At 60.6% G+C, this 19,113-nt stretch carries 19 protein-coding genes and 1 rRNA gene; 3 read left to right on the top strand and 17 right to left on the bottom strand.

What is annotated here, in order from left to right:
• Positions 1-5: 5 nt before the first annotated feature.
• Together ABIE32_RS18930 and ABIE32_RS18925 are read right to left on the bottom strand one after the other, a co-directional pair.
• Positions 6-1,199, bottom strand: coding sequence for an ABC transporter substrate-binding protein (locus tag ABIE32_RS18930; RefSeq protein ID WP_224151217.1), 1,194 nt, complete (start codon positions 1,197-1,199; stop codon positions 6-8).
• A 112-nt stretch (positions 1,200-1,311) separates the two neighbouring features.
• Positions 1,312-2,835, bottom strand: a complete 1,524-nt coding sequence (locus ABIE32_RS18925) for a PLP-dependent aminotransferase family protein (RefSeq protein WP_429018358.1) — start codon at positions 2,833-2,835, stop codon at positions 1,312-1,314.
• Positions 2,836-3,018: 183 nt separating this feature from the next.
• Between ABIE32_RS18925 and ABIE32_RS18920 the strand changes: the two genes are divergently transcribed.
• Entirely contained in the window at positions 3,019-4,308 is a 1,290-nt protein-coding gene (locus ABIE32_RS18920) for a hydroxymethylglutaryl-CoA reductase, degradative (RefSeq protein ID WP_429018355.1), read from the top strand.
• 64 nt (positions 4,309-4,372) lie between these two features.
• On the opposite strand, the gene ABIE32_RS18915 is transcribed toward ABIE32_RS18920, so the two are convergent.
• Both ABIE32_RS18915 and ABIE32_RS18910 read right to left on the bottom strand, forming a co-directional pair.
• Positions 4,373-5,035, bottom strand: a complete 663-nt coding sequence (locus ABIE32_RS18915; RefSeq protein ID WP_429018424.1) for an HAD family hydrolase — start codon at positions 5,033-5,035, stop codon at positions 4,373-4,375.
• Positions 5,036-5,081: 46 nt separating this feature from the next.
• Positions 5,082-5,492, bottom strand: coding sequence for a YchJ family protein (locus ABIE32_RS18910; protein ID WP_429018352.1), 411 nt, complete (start codon positions 5,490-5,492; stop codon positions 5,082-5,084).
• 320 nt (positions 5,493-5,812) lie between these two features.
• Between ABIE32_RS18910 and ABIE32_RS18905 the strand changes: the two genes are divergently transcribed.
• Positions 5,813-6,310 (top strand): DUF421 domain-containing protein, encoded by a 498-nt coding sequence (locus ABIE32_RS18905; RefSeq protein WP_224151213.1) that lies wholly within the window; start codon positions 5,813-5,815, stop codon positions 6,308-6,310.
• Here ABIE32_RS18905 and aliA read toward each other — a convergent pair whose 3' ends face one another.
• From aliA to ABIE32_RS18885, 4 genes are all read right to left on the bottom strand, one after another.
• A complete protein-coding gene (gene aliA / locus ABIE32_RS18900; protein WP_429018348.1) occupies positions 6,311-7,954 on the bottom strand; it encodes a cyclohexanecarboxylate-CoA ligase in 1,644 nt (547 codons plus the stop codon).
• Between the two features lie 64 nt (positions 7,955-8,018).
• The gene (gene aliB, locus ABIE32_RS18895) at positions 8,019-9,170 is read right to left on the bottom strand and encodes a cyclohexanecarboxyl-CoA dehydrogenase (RefSeq protein ID WP_429018345.1); all 1,152 of its coding nucleotides are present in this window, start codon (positions 9,168-9,170) and stop codon (positions 8,019-8,021) included.
• A gap of 24 nt (positions 9,171-9,194) precedes the next feature.
• Positions 9,195-9,977, bottom strand: a complete 783-nt coding sequence (badI, locus tag ABIE32_RS18890) for a 2-ketocyclohexanecarboxyl-CoA hydrolase (protein ID WP_429018343.1) — start codon at positions 9,975-9,977, stop codon at positions 9,195-9,197.
• Positions 9,978-10,003: 26 nt separating this feature from the next.
• Complete coding sequence (locus tag ABIE32_RS18885) at positions 10,004-10,768, bottom strand: glucose 1-dehydrogenase (protein ID WP_429018341.1); 765 nt, start codon at positions 10,766-10,768, stop codon at positions 10,004-10,006.
• Between the two features lie 81 nt (positions 10,769-10,849).
• Between ABIE32_RS18885 and ABIE32_RS18880 the strand changes: the two genes are divergently transcribed.
• Entirely contained in the window at positions 10,850-11,368 is a 519-nt protein-coding gene (locus ABIE32_RS18880; RefSeq protein WP_224151208.1) for a MarR family winged helix-turn-helix transcriptional regulator, read from the top strand.
• A gap of 167 nt (positions 11,369-11,535) precedes the next feature.
• Here ABIE32_RS18880 and ABIE32_RS18875 read toward each other — a convergent pair whose 3' ends face one another.
• From ABIE32_RS18875 to rrf, 9 genes are all read right to left on the bottom strand, one after another.
• Entirely contained in the window at positions 11,536-12,666 is a 1,131-nt protein-coding gene (locus ABIE32_RS18875) for an acyl-CoA dehydrogenase family protein (RefSeq protein WP_429018338.1), read from the bottom strand.
• Positions 12,667-12,769: 103 nt separating this feature from the next.
• On the bottom strand, positions 12,770-13,438 hold the full coding sequence (locus tag ABIE32_RS18870; RefSeq protein WP_429018336.1) for an SDR family oxidoreductase: 669 nt from the start codon (positions 13,436-13,438) through the stop codon (positions 12,770-12,772).
• Positions 13,435-14,061 carry a pyridoxamine 5'-phosphate oxidase family protein gene (locus ABIE32_RS18865; RefSeq protein WP_224151205.1) on the bottom strand — a complete coding sequence of 209 codons (627 nt, stop codon included), beginning with the start codon at positions 14,059-14,061 and terminating at the stop codon, positions 13,435-13,437. The genes ABIE32_RS18870 and ABIE32_RS18865 overlap by 4 nt, the downstream gene beginning before the upstream one ends.
• Positions 14,058-15,152 carry a hypothetical protein gene (locus ABIE32_RS18860; RefSeq protein WP_429018333.1) on the bottom strand — a complete coding sequence of 365 codons (1,095 nt, stop codon included), beginning with the start codon at positions 15,150-15,152 and terminating at the stop codon, positions 14,058-14,060. The genes ABIE32_RS18865 and ABIE32_RS18860 overlap by 4 nt, the downstream gene beginning before the upstream one ends.
• A 37-nt stretch (positions 15,153-15,189) precedes the next feature.
• Complete coding sequence (locus tag ABIE32_RS18855; RefSeq protein WP_429018331.1) at positions 15,190-16,371, bottom strand: acetyl-CoA C-acyltransferase; 1,182 nt, start codon at positions 16,369-16,371, stop codon at positions 15,190-15,192.
• Between the two features lie 122 nt (positions 16,372-16,493).
• Positions 16,494-17,156, bottom strand: a complete 663-nt coding sequence (gene can / locus ABIE32_RS18850) for a carbonate dehydratase (protein ID WP_224151202.1) — start codon at positions 17,154-17,156, stop codon at positions 16,494-16,496.
• 52 nt (positions 17,157-17,208) lie between these two features.
• The gene (locus ABIE32_RS18845; RefSeq protein WP_429018329.1) at positions 17,209-18,390 is read right to left on the bottom strand and encodes an isovaleryl-CoA dehydrogenase; all 1,182 of its coding nucleotides are present in this window, start codon (positions 18,388-18,390) and stop codon (positions 17,209-17,211) included.
• Between the two features lie 96 nt (positions 18,391-18,486).
• The gene (locus ABIE32_RS18840) at positions 18,487-18,891 is read right to left on the bottom strand and encodes a MerR family transcriptional regulator (protein ID WP_224151200.1); all 405 of its coding nucleotides are present in this window, start codon (positions 18,889-18,891) and stop codon (positions 18,487-18,489) included.
• A 136-nt stretch (positions 18,892-19,027) separates the two neighbouring features.
• Positions 19,028-19,113 (bottom strand): 5S ribosomal RNA (rrf, locus tag ABIE32_RS18835); the annotation flags it as partial.

Raw genomic sequence — 19,113 nt, 5'->3', positions numbered from 1 at the left:
ACGGCTTACTTCTTCAGGTCGGCAGGCTTGAGCGATTTGTAGACATCGTCCTCAAAACGCACCACTTCGCTGCCCTTCCAGCGCGCCAGGTAAAAGTCACTCACGCTCAGGCCTTCGTGGTTGGCCTTGCTGAATGGCTTGTCGTAGGTCTTGATCACGCCTTCGGTCTTGGAGAGGTTCTCCAGTGCGGCAGCCACCTTTTCGCCATCGGTGCTTCCCGCCTGCTTCATGGCGGCAGCCAGCAGCATCACCGAATCGTAGGCCTGCGCAGAGCATGGGAAGGTGGTGAGCGTCGGGAAGTTCACGCGCACACGCTTGCCCAGCGACTTGGTCTTGTCCGAAGTGTCTTCGGTGGTGGATGCCGCCATGATCAGGTGCTCTGCGAGCTTGGTGCCCGCCATCTTGGGCAGGAGCGAGCTCAGGTTGCCCCAGGTTCCCAGGGTGATCGGCATGTAGTTGATCTTCTCCATGCTGCGCAGCACCTGCGCCGCACCATCGGCAATACCGTAGATGATCACGGTATCTGCTCCCGCCGCCTTGATCTTGTTGAGCTGCGAGGTCATGTCGGTGTCCTTGGGGCCGTATTTCTCGACCGCCACGGGTTTCACGCCATGCAGCGCCAGAATATCGGTCGCATCCTTGATGCCACCCTGGCCATAACCAGTCGAATCCGCAAGAATCGCGATCTTCTTGTCCTTGGATGCCTTCACCGCATAGGCGCCCAACAGTGCCACCTGCTCGCGGTCCACCATGGAGATGCGGTAGAGATAGTTCTGCGGCTCCTTGGCGTAACGTGTGGTGATCTCAGTTGCGGTACCAATTGGCACCACCACGGGTACCTTCTTCTGCTGCGGAATATGCAGCCATGCAAGCGCATTGCCCGAATTGGCCGGACCGACGATGCCGCTGACCTTCTCGCTGTCGATCAGCTCCTGCACGGTCTGAATCGCCTTGGGCGGCGTTCCCTGGTCATCGCGGACCACGCCAACGACCTTTCGACCCAGAATCCCACCCGCTTTGTTGATGTCTTCAATGGCCGCCTCAAACCCCCAACGGCCTGCGATACCAAGTTCTGCCACACCACTAGCCGACTGGTCAGCGGTATAGCCGATCTTGATGTCCTGCGCCTGCGCAGAGAGCGCAAAAACACTGGCGCCCAGCGCTGCGATTCTGGTGAGTCGATAGATGGTTCTGTTCATGCTTGTCTCCTTGCTTCGTTGTCAATTTCCCGGCCCCGGACTTCGCACCATTCGGTGGCGATGTGCGGCTCAATATAGTGTTTCCTCTTTCAAAGCTTCTTCTGGCTTGTGCCTACGTAGGATTGCTTAACAAACCCTTTCCCTGCGCGTTTTTCAAGACGTCTCCAAGTACGCTTTTCGATTCGCTTCCCAAGACGTTCAATCGAGAATTTTTTCCGTCAACCGCCGTGGGCGGCAGATTTTTTCGCAGTGCCAATTGCGACTTCACTGCGATCTGAAAGCGCGGGTCCAACATGGCGGCCACATTGCAGCGCGACCATGGCGACGGCGCTGCAGAATCCAGATGGAAGATGCGGCCCGGAGCCATCTTCACGCCATGTGCAAGCAGTGCCTGCGCCCATTCCAGCGAGTCTTCCACACCGGGAAACCGAACCCACAGGTACAGCGTCTGCGCACTGCGGGCAAACACCGTGCATCCTTGTTCATCCAGCCACTGCTGCGCCTGCGTGGTGGCTGCGCCCAGCTTCTGCCGCAGCTTGACCAGATGGCGCTCGTACCGCCCCTCGCGCAGCATCACATCCACCATGCGCTCGCAGTATTCCGATCCGCTCACATGAATCAATGTCTTGAGATCCGCCAAATCACTGGCCAGCGCGGCGCTGCATGCCACATAGCCCACCCGCAGGGCCGCAGAGAATGATTTGGAAAAGCTGCCGATGTAGATCGTGCGCTCCAGCTGATCGAGCATGGACAGGCGCACCGCCGAAGTCGGTTTGAAATCGGCAAAGGGATCGTCTTCCACAAGCAGCAGGTTGTGCTTTTCTGCCAGTTGCAGCAGCCGGTAGGCCTTGTGCAGGCTGAGATCCGATCCCGTCGGGTTGTGTGCCAGCGACTGGGTGAAGAACAGGCGCGGGCGCTCTGTCTCCAGAATGCTTTCGAGCGCCGCAAGGTCAGGCCCATCGGCCAGCCTGGGGACACCGATCACCCGCGCGCCCGCCAGCTTGAGCTTGCCAAACAGCAGGTAGTATCCCGGCTCATCCACCAGCACTGTCGCGCCCGGTGGCACAAAGTAGCGGATCACCAGGTCCAGCGCATCATTGGCTCCCTGGGTGAGCAGCAACTGGTTCTGTGTCACCGACAGGCCCAGCACACCCAGCTTGCGCACCAGACTGTCGCGCAGCGGCGCATAGCCAAAGCGGTTGCCGTAACGAAACAGCGAGCCGAGACCGGTGCGCACCACCTTTTGGTGGTAACGGTCCATGCGCATGTCCGCCAGCCATTCAATCGGCGGGAAACCATCCCCCACGGCAGCCACCTCGGGCTGGCGAATGAGCTGCTCGCGCGCCAGCCAGACCGTGTCCATCGCGCGCACCAGCTGGCCGTTGTCCTCGTCAACGGGCTTGGCCTTGCGCACCTGCGGCGACACGTAGAAGCCAGAGCCACGCCGTGGCTCCACCATGCCGCGCGACACCAGCAGATCAAACGCCGACACCACCGTGTTCTTGGCATAGCGGTGCAGCTGCGCCAACTCCCGCAGCGAAGGCAGCTTGTCGCCAGGCTGGTAAATGCCGTTGGCGATCTGCTGGCCGATCAAATCGGCCAGCTTTTCAGCAATGGGGGCAGAGCGTCGAGACATGGTGGTGCGAAGTGTGTCCGAGAAAAGCCCGCTCCGGTACACCATTGGAGGCATTGCTGCGCTGCAACGATGCTGTTTGCCCAAACTGTACCTTTTTTGAAAGGTACAGCTTCCATACAGTTCGAGCCATTGTTTGACGCCGCATGGGTAATGAAGCGGCAATTTTTTGGACCCTCCTTGAACATGGCCATCGACTCCCGTCTCCCCAATTTCCGCGCCCTCACCCCTGCACAACGCTGGGAACATATTGCACAGGCCTGCCAGCTGAGCGACGAGGAGCGCGCACTGATCGCCCGGCCCGGTGCACTTCCGCACACACTGGCCGACGGCATGATCGAGAATGTGATCGGCACTTTCGAGCTGCCCATCGGCGTGGCCGGCAACTTCCAGATCAATGGTCGCGACGTGCTCGTGCCGCTGGCTGTGGAAGAGCCATCCATCATCGCTGCGGCGTCGTACATGGCCAAGCTCGCACGCGACAGCGGCGGCTTCCAGACCTCGAGCACCCAGCCCCTGATGCGTGCACAGGTACAGATCGTCGGGCTCGGCGACCCTTACGGAGCACGGATTGCGCTCTTCCAGGCGCGAGACGAGATCATTGCGCTCGCAAACAGCCGCGACAAGGTGCTGATTGGCCTTGGGGGTGGCTGCAAAGACATTGAGGTGCATGTGTTCCCCAGTTCGCCGCGCGGCGCCATGGTGGTGATGCACCTGATCGTGGATGTGCGCGACGCCATGGGCGCAAACACAGTCAATACCATGGCTGAATCGGTATCACCGCTGGTGGAAAAGCTGACGGGGGGCTCAGTGCGCCTGCGCATCCTGTCGAACCTTGCCGACCTGCGCCTCGCCCGCGCCCGTGTGCGCCTCATGCCTCAAACCCTGGCCACCCAGGAGCGCAGCGGGGAGGAAATCATCGAAGGCATTCTGGATGCCTACACCTTTGCCGCCGTCGACCCCTACCGCGCTGCCACGCACAACAAGGGCATCATGAACGGGATCGATCCCGTGATCGTCGCCACCGGCAATGACTGGCGCGCGGTGGAGGCGGGCGCGCACGCCTATGCCTGCCGCAATGGCCACTACACCTCGCTCACCACCTGGGAAAAGGACAACAGCGGTGCACTGATAGGCACCATCGAATTACCCATGCCAGTAGGCCTGGTCGGCGGCGCGACCAAGACGCACCCGGTGGCGCGCCTGGCACTCAAGATCATGGGTGTTCAATCTGCACAGGAACTAGGCGAAATTGCAGCCGCCGTTGGCCTGGCCCAGAACCTGGGTGCGCTACGCGCACTTGCGACCGAAGGCATTCAGCGCGGCCACATGGCGCTGCATGCCCGCAACATCGCGCTAGTGGCAGGCGCCGTAGGTGAAGAGGTCGACCAGGTGGCACGGCGCCTGGCCGCAGAACACGATGTGCGCACCGACCGCGCGCTGGAGGTGCTGGCGCAATTGCGCGCCGGGCAGTAAGCGCCCCGTTCACTCTGTTCAAGGAGCACACCAGCGCCCAGGCTCCTGAAGGCCTGCTGCACGCTCATACCAGTTGCGGCAGTTCACCCATGTGAGCAAAGCAGCGTGATGCACCAGCGGCCTCCAACTCGTGCGCCGGGCACACGGCGTGCATTGGCGGATGGTAGGCCCACACCGTCGCCTGCGCGGCCACGCCCGCCTGCGTGCCCGTCACGCTGTCTTCAACCACCAGACAGCGTTGGGGATCGGCCCCCAGTGCGGCTGCCGCCGCCAGATACACATCAGGAAAAGGCTTGGTGCGCGGCAACTCGTGCCCACTGAAGATGCGGCCCTCGAAGTACGGCAGCAAACCGGTAATCCGCAGCTGCATCTCCACCTTCTTGCGATCTGCTCCAGAGGCACAGGCGATCTGTCCATCCATCTGTGCATGGAGTGCCTTCACCGCTTCCACGGCGCCGTCAATCGCCTTCACATCCTTCTCCAGCGCCGTATTGCGGCGCTCATAGAACTCCTCCATCCAGGCATCGGTCAGCGGCTTGCCGGTGTTGGCCTCGATCAGATCCTTCTGGCTGCGCACCATCTTACCGATGAATAGCTGCAGGCAGGCTTCGTTCGAGAGCGCCCAGCCCGCCTCATTGAGCATGGCACAGAGCACCCGGTTGGTAATCGTTTCGCTGTCCACCAGCACGCCGTCGCAGTCAAACAGTACCGCGTCAAAGCGGGCAATTCTTGTCATTTCGTATCCTCATGGGTGTGCGCAGAACATAGACCCGTCAAAACTGGTCGCCATCCACATAAAACCAGCGTCCGTTTTCCTGCACAAAGCGGCTGCGCTCATGCAACCGCACGGCGCGGCCCTGTACTTTATAGCGAGCGACGAATTCGACCTCGGCATGCGTGCCGTCGTGCGCCTGAAAGTCTTTCACCTCCAGTCCCAGCCAGCGGCATTGCGGATCGAAATCCAGGCTGGGCGGCCGCTGAGGCGCATGCCATGTGGCCAGCAGATAAGGCGCCCGCTCAAGAACGAATGCGGTATAGCGGGAGCGCATCAGCCGCTCGGCATCCGGCGCCGGGATGTGCAGAAAGTCGTCGATGAAGCGGCCGCAGCATGCGCTGTACGCCACCGCAGATCCACAAGGGCACGCAGTAGCGTCGGTGCCTGCTGCCGCTTTCTTCTTGGCCATGGCTCTTTCTCTTTTCGGTGTTTGCAACGGGATCACCGTTTGGGCCGCCACTGAGGTGCCTCCTTGCCGGAGTCACACTGGCGGCAAAGCCCGTATTGTGCCAAATATGCCTTTGGTGCATACAGAATGCACGCAAGTAGCTACTGGAACAATAGCAAAAGGACAACCATGCCAGAGTCAGCCTGCGCACGGGGTAAGCCTCGCCCAACACAGACTGCGGACTATGATTGCCTGGTCAGCGGGAACATTGCATGCGTATGCAAGTGCCGCCCATCCACAGGTTCTAAGAGCCGCTAAGAACCTGTTCAAAGGAGTCAGCCATGTTTTCTATGAGTGTTCCGTGGTGGGAATTTGTCGTGCGCGGCTTTGTGGTCTATGCGTTCCTGCTGGTATTCCTGCGCCTGACCGGACGCCGCCAGATCGGGCAATACGATCCGTTCGATCTGATTTTGTTGTTGATTCTGTCGAACGCCGTGCAGAACTCGATGAACGCGGGCGACAACTCCCTGATCGGCGGCCTCATCTCGGCAACGACGCTGATTGCCTGCCACTCCGTCATGGCGCAGATGAGCTACCGCAGCAGAAGGGTATCGCGCTGGGTCGATGGCATTCCCAAGCGGCTCATCTCCAATGGCCAGGTCAACCGGCAGGTGATGGATGCCGAGCTCATTACGAGCGATGACCTGAAAGCCGCCCTTCGCGGCGCCGGTTGCCTGCACACCTACGAGGTGGAGCAGGCAACCATCGAAACCAATGGCCAGATCACGATTGTGCTGCGCAACCGCGACAGCACCGAGGACGCACCCGACGGGGTGTAGCTAGGCAAGTGCGGCCTTCAACTGCTCGCGCAGCTTGAACTTCTGGATCTTGCCCGATGGCGTGGCGGGCATCTCTGCCAATACCACCAGGCGCTCGGGCAGGTAGTGCGGCGCCACCTTCTGCGCTCGCAGAAAGTCGGTCACATCACTCAGCGCCGGCTCGGCTGCTCCCGGCTTGAGCACGATCACCGCACAGGCGCGCTCGCCCAGGCGCTCGTCCGGATAGGCCACCACGGCGGCTTGCGCGACAGCTGGATGCTTGTAAAGCAGAGATTCCACCTCCACCACCGGAATGTTCTCGCCGCCCCGGATGATCACATCCTTGCTGCGGCCGGTGATACGGATATAGCCTTGCGCATCCATGCGCGCCTGGTCGCCGGTATCGAACCAGCCATCATCCGTGGTGGCATTGAGATGCGGGCGTTTCAGATAGCCGCCAAAATTGGAATTGGCCCTGACCCACAGTTGCCCAATTTCACCGCGCGGCAACTCCCGGCCCAGATCGTCCACCACCTTCACCTCAGCGCCAGGCAGTGGCAGCCCGTCGGTGTCTACCGCACGCTGCGCGCCATCACTGGGGAGCGTGGTGGTGACAGCACCATTTTCCGACATGCCCCAGGCGGAGATGATCTGCGCCCCCAGCGCCGCCTGCGCTTGCTCGACCAGAGGGCCGGGAATCGGCGCACCCGCGCACAGAAAAGTTTGCAGGCTGGGCACCGGGCCACTCACCGCCACTTCGCGCGACAGGTCAGCCAGAAACGGCGTCGATGCCATTGTGAAGGTGCAATGCCATTGCCGTATCAGCTGCGCAGCAGTGGCCGCGTTCCATACATCCAGCAGCACCGCCGTCGCGCCCAGCATCACCGGCATCATCAGCCCGTACATGAAGCCGGTCTGGTGTGCCATGGGCGACGCCATGAGCACCACGTCGGCGCTGTTCAAAGCCAGCCGTTCTGCATAGGCGTGGATGTTGGCCATCAAGGTATTGGACGAGTGCATGACGCCCTTGGGCTCACCCGTGGTGCCGCTGGTATAGATGAGCTGTGTGACGGCATCGGGCTGTACCCGGTTTTGTTTGAGAATCTGCGCCGCATCGGCACCCTCTTCCCACGCGGGCTGCGCAAGCAAGGCTTCAAAGCTGTCAGCACCCGCTCCGCCAATCGCCACGACATGCTGCAGGTGCGGCAACTGCGGCTGAATGCCTTTGAGCATGGCCTCGTAATCCACATTGCGAAAGTCCTTGAGCACCACGATCACCTTGGTTTCACCATGGCCAAGCATGAACAGCAGTTCGCGCTCACGGAAGATTGGCATCAATGGATTGAGCACAGCGCCAATGCGGGCGCATGCCAGGTACAACACAGTAAACTGCCAGACATTGGGCAACTGGCAGGCCACCACATCCGCGGGCCGCACCCCCAGTCGCCACAGCCCCACCGCCACACGGTCAGTCATGCGCGCCAGCTCCGCATAGCAAAATTGCTGCGCGGTCTCTTCACCGGCGCGCAGCCCTACCAGCGCCAGCCGGTCAGGCCACTGCCGCGCCGCATGGTCAAGAGCATCGTTGATGGTGATGTCCCGCCACCAGCCTTGGCTTCGCATCTGCGCGCGGCGCGGTGCCAGCAATACGGCATCAAACTGCATATGTGTCTCCTGTCTGTTATGGACTAGCTCTGCACCTGTCACCGCGCGATGGCGGCCGTACTGCCTATGCAGGCACCGCTTGCCTGCCAGCTCGGTCGCGGGCAATGATGGTCTTCATGATCTGGGCTGTTCCGTCTCCGATCTGAAAGCCCAGCACATCCCGCAGGCGCTGCTCCATCACACCCCGGTCGTAGCCGCCATGGCCGAACATCAGCAGACACTGGTGGATGCAGTCATATGCGAGCTTGGGCGCCCACCATTTGCACATGGCCGCTTCCGCACTGTGGGGCTTGCCCTGGTCCTTGAGCCACAGTGCCTGCAGGCACAACAGACGCGCTGCACTCACCTGGGTATCAAAGTCGGCCAGCGGGTGCGACACGCCCTGGAAGGCAGACAGGGGCTTGCCGAAGGCCTGGCGCTGCGCGACGTATTGCCAGGCATCGTCCAGCGCCGCACGCGCCACGGCCAGCACCTGCAAGCCAATCAGCGCGCGCGAATAGTCAAAGCCCTGCATCACCTGTACAAAGCCCTTGTTCTCGTCCCCCAGGCGATGCGACAGCGGCACCCGCACATTGTCGAAAAACAGCGATCCCCGGCCGATGGCGCGCTGACCATGGCAATCAAAGCGGCTGCGCGTGATGCCCGGCAAATCCATCGGCACCAGCAAAGCCGTCACGCCATGCGCTCCCGATTCCACCGTGCCAGTGCGCCCAAACACCACGGCAATATCGCATTGATCAGCAGCAGAGATGGAGGTCTTCTCACCATTGACCACATAGCAGTCACCATCGCGCTCGATCCGCAGGCGCAGGTTGGCCGCGTCAGAGCCGCCCCGGGGTTCGGTCAGCGCAATGGCGCAGAGCGCCTCGCCCGCCACCATTTTCTGCAGCCACGGCCCGGCAATAGCAGGTTGGCCATAGGCAGACAGGATTTGTGCATTGAGCGACGCCAGCAACGGCACGTATGACATGCTCAGATCCGCGCGCGCCAGCTCCTCATGCACCACTCCGGCTGCCAGACACCCCATTCCCTGCCCGCCCAGATGCTCAGGCAACTCCGGGGCAATCAGGCCCATGCCACCCATCTCGCGCATCAGGCCGCGATCAAGAACGCGGGTCTGGTCGCGCTCCAGAAAGCCGGGGGCCACGCGCTCTTGGGCAAACCTGCGCACCGATTCGGCCAAGGTCATCAAATCATCGTTCAAGTACGGATTCATGGGCACCTCTTGCTGCAAGTCGCTTTACTTGACGTGTTTGCGGAAATCGGGCTTGCGCTTTTCCTTGAGCGCTGCCACGCCTTCGCGCGACTCGTCGGTGTCGTAATACAGCTTGAGCGCGTACATGCCCATGCCCGCTATGCCCGCCTGGTGCGCGGTGTCCATATTGAAGCTGCGCTTGGCGATGGCAATCGCGGTGGGGCTACGCTCGCAGATGGTCTCGGCCCATTCCTGTACGGTTGCATCGAGCTGCTCCGGCGCCACGCAGAGGTTTGCCAGGCCCATGGCCACGGCCTCCTCGCCGGAATAGCGTTTGTTCAGGTACCAGATCTCGCGCGCCTTTTTCTCGCCCACCACACGCGCCAGGAATGCGGTGCCGTAACCGGGGTCCACCGATCCCATCTTGGGGCCCACCTGGCCGAAGATGGCTTTGTCGGAGCAGATGGTCAGGTCACAGATCGTGCACAGCACATTGCCGCCGCCAATGGCATAGCCTTGCACGCGGGCGATCACCGGCTTGGGCACGTTGCGGATCGCATCGTGCAGCTCTTCCATCGGCAAGCCAATCGTGCCACGACCATCGTAATTGCCGTCGTGGGCCGATTGATCACCTCCGGTGCAGAACGCCTTGTCGCCAGCACCCGCCAGCACGATGCAGCCCACACGCTTGTCGTAGCCCGCCTTGTTCAACGCACGAATCAACTCGTCACAGGTGGTGCCGCGAAAGGCATTCATCTTCTCGGGCCGGTTGATGGTGATCCAGGCCACGTGGTTGCGCACTTCGTACAGGATGTCTTCGAATTTCATGTGAGTCTCCTTCTTGAATGGGGCCTTCAACCGGCCATCGTGAGGCCACCGGATACGCTGATGACCTGGCCGGTCACGTAGGCAGCATCACCGGAGGCAAAGAACAGAATCGCGCCTGGCAGGTCTTCCGGCTGGCCGATGCGGCCCAGCGGAATGGATCGGGTAAAGGCTTCAAGCAGTTTTTCAGGGTTGGCTGCTCCTTCCTTGTAGCTGGCGAACAAGGCGGTGTCCGTCGGGCCGGGGCAGACCACGTTCACGGTGATGTTGTGGCGCGCATGTTCGCGCGCCAGCGTTTTGGACAGCGCCACCAGCCCGCCTTTGCAGGCGGCATACACCGCTTCACCGGATGAACCCACACGCGCTGCATCAGATGCGATATTGACAACGCGCCCCTTCTTGCGCTCTGCCATGCGCGGCAGCACCGCATGGTGCATATGCAATGCGCCCACCAGATTGATGGCAATGAGCTGCTGCCATTCACTCTCGTTCGTCTTGGTGAATGGCTTGAACACGTCCCAGCCAGCGTTGTTGACCAGCACGTCGATAGCAGCCCACTGTTCGGCCTGCTGCACTGCGGCATCCACGCCAGCTCTGTCGGTGATGTCACACGAAACTGCCTGCGCCCGGCCACCCGCCGCCACAATGGCATCGGCCACTGCCTGGGCTGCAGCCAATTGCCTGTCGAGCACCGTCACCCGGGCGCCTTCGGCAGCAAATCGTTTGCAGGTGGCTCCGCCAATACCACCACCACCGCCCGTTACCACAACATGTTGCCCATCAAAACGTGCCATGATTTAACCTTTCTTGCGCATTGCATCGTTTAATTAGACAATATATTTACACAAATGCATTGTCATGGCAATATGAAAATCATGAGCAAATCCGCAAATAGCATTGGAGAAAACCCGAATCCACTGCGCACCGATCTGGCCAACAGGCTGTACTTCAAGCTGTACCAATGCGCCAATATGTTGCACAAAACTGGTACCAAGGCCGTGGAGGCCCAAGGCCTGACGACGCAGCAGTGGGCAGTGATGGGAGCGCTGTCGCGGCCCGAATCCGCACCAGGTATGGGCATGGGAGATCTGGCGCGCTACCTGTTGATGAGTCGCCAGAACCTGACCGGACTGCTTTCGCGCATGGAGGCCTCAGGCTATGTGCACAGCGTGCCCGACCCTGCAGACAAGCGCTCACGCCTGGTGCAGCTGACGGAGGCAGGCCAGCAGGTGTGGCAGCACGATGCAGCCGAATCGATTGGCCGCTACTACGAGCAGGCGCTGGAGGGATTTTCGAGCAACGACATGGTTCACACCTTGCACTACCTGCTCAAGCTGCTGGACAACATGAAGGCCATTGATGCCCGGCAAAATGCGGGCAAGGAGGAGAGCTGAAATCCCCTCCCCTGAGCCTTTGCCGGTCTAGGCGAGCACGGTAGACGCTGTCCTTTTCCGGAATGAAGACCAGTGGATTGCTCCTCTCCGCCCAAGGCGAGCAATCTCAATAAAAATGCCCCGCTGCGCGCAACCACAGCGGGGCATGGCATCAAAACCGATAGCGGTTACATCAGCGCGCGGGTGATGATGATTTTCTGCACATCGCTGGTGCCTTCGTAGATCTGGCATACCCGCACATCGCGGTAGATGCGCTCGACAGGGAAGTCATTCACCACGCCATAACCGCCCAGGGTCTGTATGGCGGCACTGCAGACACGCTCAGCCATCTCGCTGGCAAACAGCTTGGCCATGGCGGCCTCCTTCAAGCACGGCAAGCCGGCATCCCGCAAGCTGGCGGCATGCCAGATCAGCTGGCGCGCAGCCTCGATCTGCACGGCGCAATCGGCCAGGCGAAAGCTGACGGCCTGGTGGTTGATGATGGGTGTGCCAAAGCTCTCACGCTCCTTGGCATATTGCACCGCCACATCAAACGCACTGCGTGCCATGCCTACGCTTTGCGCCGCAATGCCGATGCGGCCGCCTTCCAGCGCACCCAGCGCAATCTTGTAGCCTTCGCCTTCGGCGCCGATCAGGTTCTCGGCAGGAACCACACAGTTGTCAAAATTGATCTGTGCCGTATCACTGCTGTGCTGGCCGAGCTTGTCTTCAAGGCGGGCCACTTGGTAGCCAGGGTTGCTGGTGGGCACCAGGAATGCGCTCATGCCCTTTTTTCCGGCGCCTTTGTCGGTGACTGCAATCACGATGGCGATGTGGCCGTTCTTGCCGCTGGTGATGAACTGCTTGACGCCGTTGATCACATAGCTGTCGCCCTGGCGGGTGGCAGTGGTGCGCAGTGCGCTTGCGTCTGAGCCCACGTGTGGTTCCGTCAGGCAGAAGGCGCCCAGCATTTCGCCCCGCGCCAATGGAGCAAGCCACTGCTTTTTCTGCTCATCGCTGCCGTAGCGCATCAAAATCGCATTGACAGGGCAGTTGGTGACGCTGATGGCCGTGCTGGTGCCGCCGTCGCCAGCGGCAATCTCCTCCAGAACCAATGCCAGGCTGATGTAGTCCAACCCGGCTCCGCCCAGGGCTTCGGGCACACAAATACCGTATGCACCCAATTGCGCCAAGCCCTTGTGTGCGGCCGTGGGAAAGCTGTGGTCACGGTCCCACTGCGGCGCATGGGGCCACAGCTCGGCCTGCGCAAACTCGCGCACGGCGTCTCGTATCATTTTCTGATCATCGGTCAGAAGCATGTGTCGGTCTCCAGTGTTTTTTTGGTTTCGATAAAAAATGGGGCTTGCGCGTATGCAGATTCAACGCTGGCAAGAGGTTTTGCGCCACACATTGCTCAATGGGCTACCAATGGGCGGCGCGTCGGCCATCGTGGTGCAGCAGGCGGCCCTTGTCAGCATCGGTGACCGAGGCCAGGGTCTCGCGCATGCCCGCCACGCTCTCTTGCACGGTCAGTGGCGCACCATCACCACCCATCTCGGTCTGCACCCAGCCGGGGTCAATGGTGACCAGCCTGGCGCGCGGATAGTCATGCTGCGCGGCCGCCACAGCCATGTTGAGCGCCGCCTTGCTGACGCGATAGAGCCAGGCGTCACTCCCGTCCACACCCTCGATCTGCGACATGGAAGACGATACAAAGGCAAACACGCCCCGCGCATCTTCGACCAAGGGCGCAACCTGGGGCAGTACCTGCATGGCACCCAGCACATTGGTGTGCATGACGGCATCAAAATCCGGTTGCGTGGGCGGCGTGCGCGCATCGGGCTGACGGATGACACCTGCCACGAACATGGCCAGGTCAATTTTCTCGCCATCCAGCAGCCATGCAAGGCCGCTGACACTGGCGGGCTGTGCCACATCCACCCGTTGCACTTCGGCACCCAGCGCCGTCAAACGCGCCTGTGCGCCCGCATCACGAACCGTGGCAATCACCCGGCAACCTTCGGCGCGGTACTGCCGCACCAACTCCAGCCCAATACCGCGCGATGCGCCAATGATCAGAACCGTGGTCATCGGCCCACCTGCTCCTGCGCAATCAGCGCCTCATAACGAGCCACCATGTCTGCCTGCGGCTCCGGTGCCGTCTGCAAGCCGATCTGGTCGTGGATCATCTGGTTGAGCGACGGCAGCACACTGCGCGCCACCTGTGCCTGCGCACTCCACAGCCGCGAGCGCATCAGCGCCTTGGCACAGTGCAGATAGGCTTCGTGCACCTCGATCTCGATCACAAGCCTGGGCAATTGCCGCTCACCGGCAAACTGCTGGATGAACGCATCCTCGTCGCGCAACCGGGCTACTCCATTGACCCGCAGGGTTTCGTCCACGCCTGGCAGCAGAAAAAGCAGCCCGATGCGCGGATCGCGCACCAGATTATCCAGCGAATCAAGCCGGTTGTTACCGCCCGCATCAGGCAGCAGCAGGTGCTGCGCATCGGTGCATTTGACAAAGCCCGGCGGCCCGCCGCGCGGCGAGGCGTCCAGCATGGCGCCATCCTTGCCCGCCGTGGCCATCACGCATAGGGGCGACAATGCCACAAAGCGCTGGCAGTGCGCGTCGAGATGGTTCAGTTCCTTGCGCACGGCACGCTCTGCCGGCTGGGCATACAGGGCTCGCAGTTGTTCGAGTGTGGTGATCATGCAGCGCCCCCCTCGGGCCGCGGGCCCGTGGCGGCATAAAGCGCGCAGAACTCCTGCCACGATGGATCGAACATGGCACTGACCTCCACATCCAGAGATTCAGCGTACTGCTGAGCAGCCGCATGCACCTGCGGCACGGCAGACAGTGGATTCTCGATGTAGTAGCCAGACACCAATTCGCCCTCGCCATTGAGGCGGCTGAAGGCCAGAATGCCTTGCTCCATTGGCTCCCAGAGAGTTTGCAGGCTTTCCTGCACCTGTTTGGCGGCGTCCAGCTCGTCCTGGGTGCCCACGGGCATGACCACCTCCAGGTAATGCGCCAGATCAGCCCGCGTGGCGACCGCGTTGGCGCCGATGCGCAGCGACAGCAGATCGGCAGGCGCATCCTCATGTGCATCGCGCTGACGCACCTCAAACACCGTCCATCGGTCGTCATCCCCCTTGGGGAAACGGTAGCTGCGCCCCATTTCGTCGCGCAGGAACGCATCGAATATGGCAGGAAACACCGACAGCGGCTCCGCACCGCTGACGCCTTGCGAGAAAGCCTCGACAAAATCCACCGGCCCCACGCGCACCGCAAAATCCCATTCGCCCAGCACGTGGTCGAGCATGATGAAGCTCATGTGCCGCGCATGGTCCAGCATATCCTGCGGAATGATCTTTTCAAACGACAACTCCAGCCCCACCACGCCACCTGCATCGTAGTGCGCCACGAGCACATCCGAGCAGGCCAGCTCGAAGCCATTCATGCCCATGCTGAAATCGCTACCCAAGGTGCGCGTACGGAAAGCCTGTACCTTGTAACCCGGCAGGCTGGGGGCTGCGCGCACGAGGGCCATGGCATTTTCGAACTGCTCGGTGTTGCCGTGGGCGCTGATCACCAGGCGCTTGAACAGGCTGCCATCGGCATGCTCCAGTTCCAGCGCCAGTTCGGGGGCATACCGCGCCAGAATCTCGTTGGCCTTGGTGACAAACTCCTGCTCGGGCAAAAGCGCGAGATTGCGTTCGTCGTAGGCAAATGCCTGCCAGAAGCCTTCAATGGCTGCGGCCTCCAGCAGCACGGGCTGGTCGGTATGTGCTTCGTCGTTCATGGCGAGGAGCCTCCTTTACCAGCCCATTGTGCAAGATTTAGATGATTTCGATCGCCATGGCGGTTGCTTCACCCCCGCCGATGCACAGGGTTGCCAGGCCGCGCTTCTTGCCACGAGCCTTCAAGGCATGCAGCAGCGTGACCAGAATGCGGGCGCCGCTCGCTCCAATCGGGTGACCCAAGGCGCAGGCGCCGCCATTCACGTTGACGATGTCGTGCGAGATGTTCAGCTCCGCCATCAGCGCCATGGGAACCACGGCAAAAGCCTCGTTGATTTCCCACAGATCCACATCTGCCACAGACCAGCCGATCTTTTTGAGCAGCTTCTCGGTCGCGCCCACGGGAGCCGTGCTGAACCATTCCGGCTCTTGTGCATACGTGGCATGACCAACAATGCGAGCCAGCGGCGTGCAGCCCAGTTCCTTGGCAGTCGATTCGCGCATCAGCACCAGGGCTGCAGCACCGTCGTTGATGCTGGAGCTGGATGCGGCGGTGATGGTGCCGTCCTTCTTGAACGCAGGCTTGAGCGCGGCAATCTTGTCCAGACGCGCCTTGGCGGGGCCCTCGTCCTCGGAAATCGTCACCTCGCCCTTGCGAGTGGAAACCGTCACCGGCGTGATTTCTTCCTTGAAAGCACCTGATTTGGTAGCAGCCTGCGCACGCTCCACGCTCGCAATGGCGAATTTGTCTTGCTGTTCACGGGTGAAGTTGTACTTGGCCGCACAGTCCTCCCCAAAGGTACCCATGGAACGACCCGGCTCGTAGGCATCCTCGAGGCCATCGAGCATCATGTGGTCAAACACCTTGTCGTGGCCCATGCGGTAGCCGCCGCGGCCCTTCTTGAGCAGATAGGGCGCATTGGTCATGCTCTCCATCCCGCCAGAAACCATCACATCGCGGCTGTGCGCCACCAATTGGTCATGGGCCAGAATGGTGGCCTCCATGCCTGCGCCGCACATCTTCGAGAGCGTCACAGCACCCGTGCTCTTGGGCAGGCCTCCCTTGAACAGCGCCTGGCGTGCTGGTGCCTGGCCCTGGCCAGCCATCAGGCAGTTGCCAAACAGCACTTCCTCCACCTTTTCAGGCGCAATGCCCGCACGCTCCACTGCTGCCTTGATGGCGGCGCCACCCAGATCGTTGGCAGAAAGTTCGGCAAAATCACCCATGAAGCCCCCCATGGGGGTGCGGGCAGCGCTGACGATGACGACGGAATCTTGCATGGGAGTCTCCTGGAACAAAAGAGGAGCAGCCTGCGCTTGATACACAATGGATTCAAATGCGTGTGATATTGAAATCGTTGTGCATCAAGCGGTAACCGCTATTGTTTTTAAATCAATGGAATTCAGCTGCGCTCACGCTTGGCCACGAGTTCTACCGCACGGCGGCGGACTTCAGCGATGCCACCCACATCAGGCACGGTCATTTCCAGATTCGTGATGTGACCGTTCTTGAGGCTGTAGCACCAGCCGTGCAGCACCACCTTCTGGCCGCGCGCCCAGGCATCCTGCATCACGGTGCTCTGCGCCACATTCATCACCTGCTCGATGGCATTGAGTTCGCACAGCGCATCATGGCGCCATTGTGGCGACAGGCTTTGCAGCAGTTCAGTGTGCTTGTCGCGGACATCCTTCACATGGCGGATCCAGTTGTCGGCCAGGCCGACCCGGGCATCTTCCAGCGCAGCGAGCACGCCACCGCAGCCATAGTGGCCCACCACCATCAGGTGCTCCACCTGCAACTGGTCGATGGCGTACTGGATGGTGGAGAGACAGTTCAGGTCGCTGGGCACCACCACATTGGCGATATTGCGGTGCACAAACACTTCACCCGGAGCCAGGCCGGTGATCTGATTGGCCGGCACGCGGCTGTCGGAGCAGCCAATCCACATGTATTTGGGGTTCTGCTGCGCCATCAGTCCGGTGAAGAACCCGGGGCGATCACGCTCCATCTGGTCCGCCCACTCGCGGTTGTGGACAAACAATTCTTCGATGGAGGTTTGGGACATAAGCAATCCTTTAGGTTGTTTTTACAAGGATGACGCCAGCAGCCCGCAGTTTTCAGCAGGTTTCAGCAAACAACTCGCGGCCAATCAGCATGCGACGGATCTCGCTGGTGCCGGCGCCAATTTCATAGAGTTTCGCATCTCTCCACAGACGACCGAGCGGGTACTCGTTGATATACCCATTGCCGCCATAGATTTGCACACCTTCGCCAGCCATCCATGTCGCCTTTTCTGCGCACCACAGAATGACGCTCGCGCAGTCCTTGCGCACCTGGCGAACGTGGTCAGATCCCAGGAGATCGAGGTTTTTAGCAACCGTATAGGCAAAAGAGCGCCCCGCTTGCAGCACGGTGTACATATCCGCCACCTTGCCCTGGATGAGCTGGAACTCACCAATGCTCTGGCCAAACTGCTTGCGGTCATGGATATAGGGCACGACATTGTCCATCACGCTCTGCATGATGCCCAGCGGACCACCGGTCAACACGGCACGTTCATAGTCCAGGCCGCTCATGAGCACCTTGGCACCGCCATTGACTGTACCCAGCACGTTCTCAGCCGGCACTTCCACGTTCTGGAACACCAGCTCACCCGTGTGGCTGCCTCGCATACCCAGCTTGTCGAGCTTCTGTGCAATCGAGAAGCCCTTCATTCCCTTCTCGATCAAAAAGGCTGTCACGCCGCGCGCACCGAGTTCCGGCTCCGTCTTGGCATACACCACCAGCGTATCCGCGTCGGGGCCATTGGTGATCCACATCTTGTTGCCATTTAGCAGGTAATAGCCACCCTTGTCCTCGGCCTTCAGCTTCATGCTGATCACGTCGGAACCCGCACCAGGCTCGCTCATTGCCAAGGCACCTACGTGCTCGCCGCTGATCAGCTTGGGCAGGTATTTCGCCTTCTGCGCCTCATTGCCATTTCGGTTGATCTGATTCACGCACAGGTTGCTGTGCGCGCCATACGACAGGCCCACAGACGCACTAGCACGCGAGATTTCCTCCATCGCCACCATGTGCGCCAGATAGCCCATGTCGGCACCGCCATACTGCTCTGACACCGTAATGCCCAGTACGCCCAGATCACCAAACTTGCGCCACAGATCCATGGGGAACTGATCATTGCGATCAATCTCCGCAGCTCGCGGCGCAATCTCCGCCTGTGCAAACTCGCGCACTGCATCGCGCAGCGCATCAATATCTTCACCGAGTTGGAAATTCAATCCTGGAAGTCCGGACATATGCTTGTCTCCTTGGGTTCGCTGTCATATGGTCAACGAGTTGCCAGCTTGAAGGCTTCAGATGACAACTACGTTTACGTTAACGTCAAATATAAGCTATTTTTTTTCCGCTGGCATCTGCAGCAGCTCCTGCGCTTCTCTCAGATGTTCATCAATTTCTGCCAAATTGGCCTGCAAATCTGCCAGTTGCCCCAGCAAGCGCCCGCGTTGTGCCGAAAGCACTTGAACAAAGCGATTCAACTGCATCTGTGTATCGCGTGGTGACTCATAGAGATCAAGAATCTCCTTGGCCTCCTGCAGACTCAGGCCCAAGCGCTTCGCGCGCAAAGTCAAACGCAGGCGCGTACGATCCTTGGCGGAGTATATGCGCTGCTTGCCACTGGCTCCCGCCCGATCTGGATGCAGAAGACCCATGTCTTCATAGAAGCGAATGGCTCGCGTCGTGAGGTCGAACTCCGCTGCAAGGTCGCTGATGGTGTAAGTGAGTGCAGTTGTCCCCATGCAGTATTCCTGTTGCTATGTCTGCATTATGAGCCTGAGTTGCGCGTGCAAACGTCACACAAGCGTTTGAACGACAAACCTAGCGCCAAAAAGCAAAACCCCCGCAGTCGAAGACTGAGGGGGTTTGGGAATAAAAGCCTGACGATGACCTACTTTCACACGGGAATCCGCACTATCATCGGCGCGAAGTCGTTTCACTGTCCTGTTCGGGATGGGAAGGAG

Source organism: Comamonas sp. 4034, assembly GCF_050434545.1.
Lineage (GTDB): Bacteria > Pseudomonadota > Gammaproteobacteria > Burkholderiales > Burkholderiaceae_C > Comamonas > Comamonas odontotermitis.
Note: the sequence above shows the minus strand (reverse complement) of the source record. Positions and strands in the feature narration are given on the sequence as shown.

Coding starts and splice junctions, on each gene's coding strand:
- ABIE32_RS18930 (WP_224151217.1), bottom strand. CDS start 1,199: ATGAACAGAACCATCTATCGACTCACCAGAATCGCAGCGCTGGGCGCC.
- ABIE32_RS18925 (WP_429018358.1), bottom strand. CDS start 2,835: ATGTCTCGACGCTCTGCCCCCATTGCTGAAAAGCTGGCCGATTTGATC.
- ABIE32_RS18920 (WP_429018355.1), top strand. CDS start 3,019: ATGGCCATCGACTCCCGTCTCCCCAATTTCCGCGCCCTCACCCCTGCA.
- ABIE32_RS18910 (WP_429018352.1), bottom strand. CDS start 5,492: ATGGCCAAGAAGAAAGCGGCAGCAGGCACCGACGCTACTGCGTGCCCT.
- ABIE32_RS18905 (WP_224151213.1), top strand. CDS start 5,813: ATGTTTTCTATGAGTGTTCCGTGGTGGGAATTTGTCGTGCGCGGCTTT.
- aliA (WP_429018348.1), bottom strand. CDS start 7,954: ATGCAGTTTGATGCCGTATTGCTGGCACCGCGCCGCGCGCAGATGCGA.
- aliB (WP_429018345.1), bottom strand. CDS start 9,170: ATGAATCCGTACTTGAACGATGATTTGATGACCTTGGCCGAATCGGTG.
- badI (WP_429018343.1), bottom strand. CDS start 9,977: ATGAAATTCGAAGACATCCTGTACGAAGTGCGCAACCACGTGGCCTGG.
- ABIE32_RS18885 (WP_429018341.1), bottom strand. CDS start 10,768: ATGGCACGTTTTGATGGGCAACATGTTGTGGTAACGGGCGGTGGTGGT.
- ABIE32_RS18880 (WP_224151208.1), top strand. CDS start 10,850: ATGAGCAAATCCGCAAATAGCATTGGAGAAAACCCGAATCCACTGCGC.
- ABIE32_RS18875 (WP_429018338.1), bottom strand. CDS start 12,666: ATGCTTCTGACCGATGATCAGAAAATGATACGAGACGCCGTGCGCGAG.
- ABIE32_RS18870 (WP_429018336.1), bottom strand. CDS start 13,438: ATGACCACGGTTCTGATCATTGGCGCATCGCGCGGTATTGGGCTGGAG.
- ABIE32_RS18865 (WP_224151205.1), bottom strand. CDS start 14,061: ATGATCACCACACTCGAACAACTGCGAGCCCTGTATGCCCAGCCGGCA.
- ABIE32_RS18860 (WP_429018333.1), bottom strand. CDS start 15,152: ATGAACGACGAAGCACATACCGACCAGCCCGTGCTGCTGGAGGCCGCA.
- ABIE32_RS18855 (WP_429018331.1), bottom strand. CDS start 16,371: ATGCAAGATTCCGTCGTCATCGTCAGCGCTGCCCGCACCCCCATGGGG.
- can (WP_224151202.1), bottom strand. CDS start 17,156: ATGTCCCAAACCTCCATCGAAGAATTGTTTGTCCACAACCGCGAGTGG.
- ABIE32_RS18845 (WP_429018329.1), bottom strand. CDS start 18,390: ATGTCCGGACTTCCAGGATTGAATTTCCAACTCGGTGAAGATATTGAT.
- ABIE32_RS18840 (WP_224151200.1), bottom strand. CDS start 18,891: ATGGGGACAACTGCACTCACTTACACCATCAGCGACCTTGCAGCGGAG.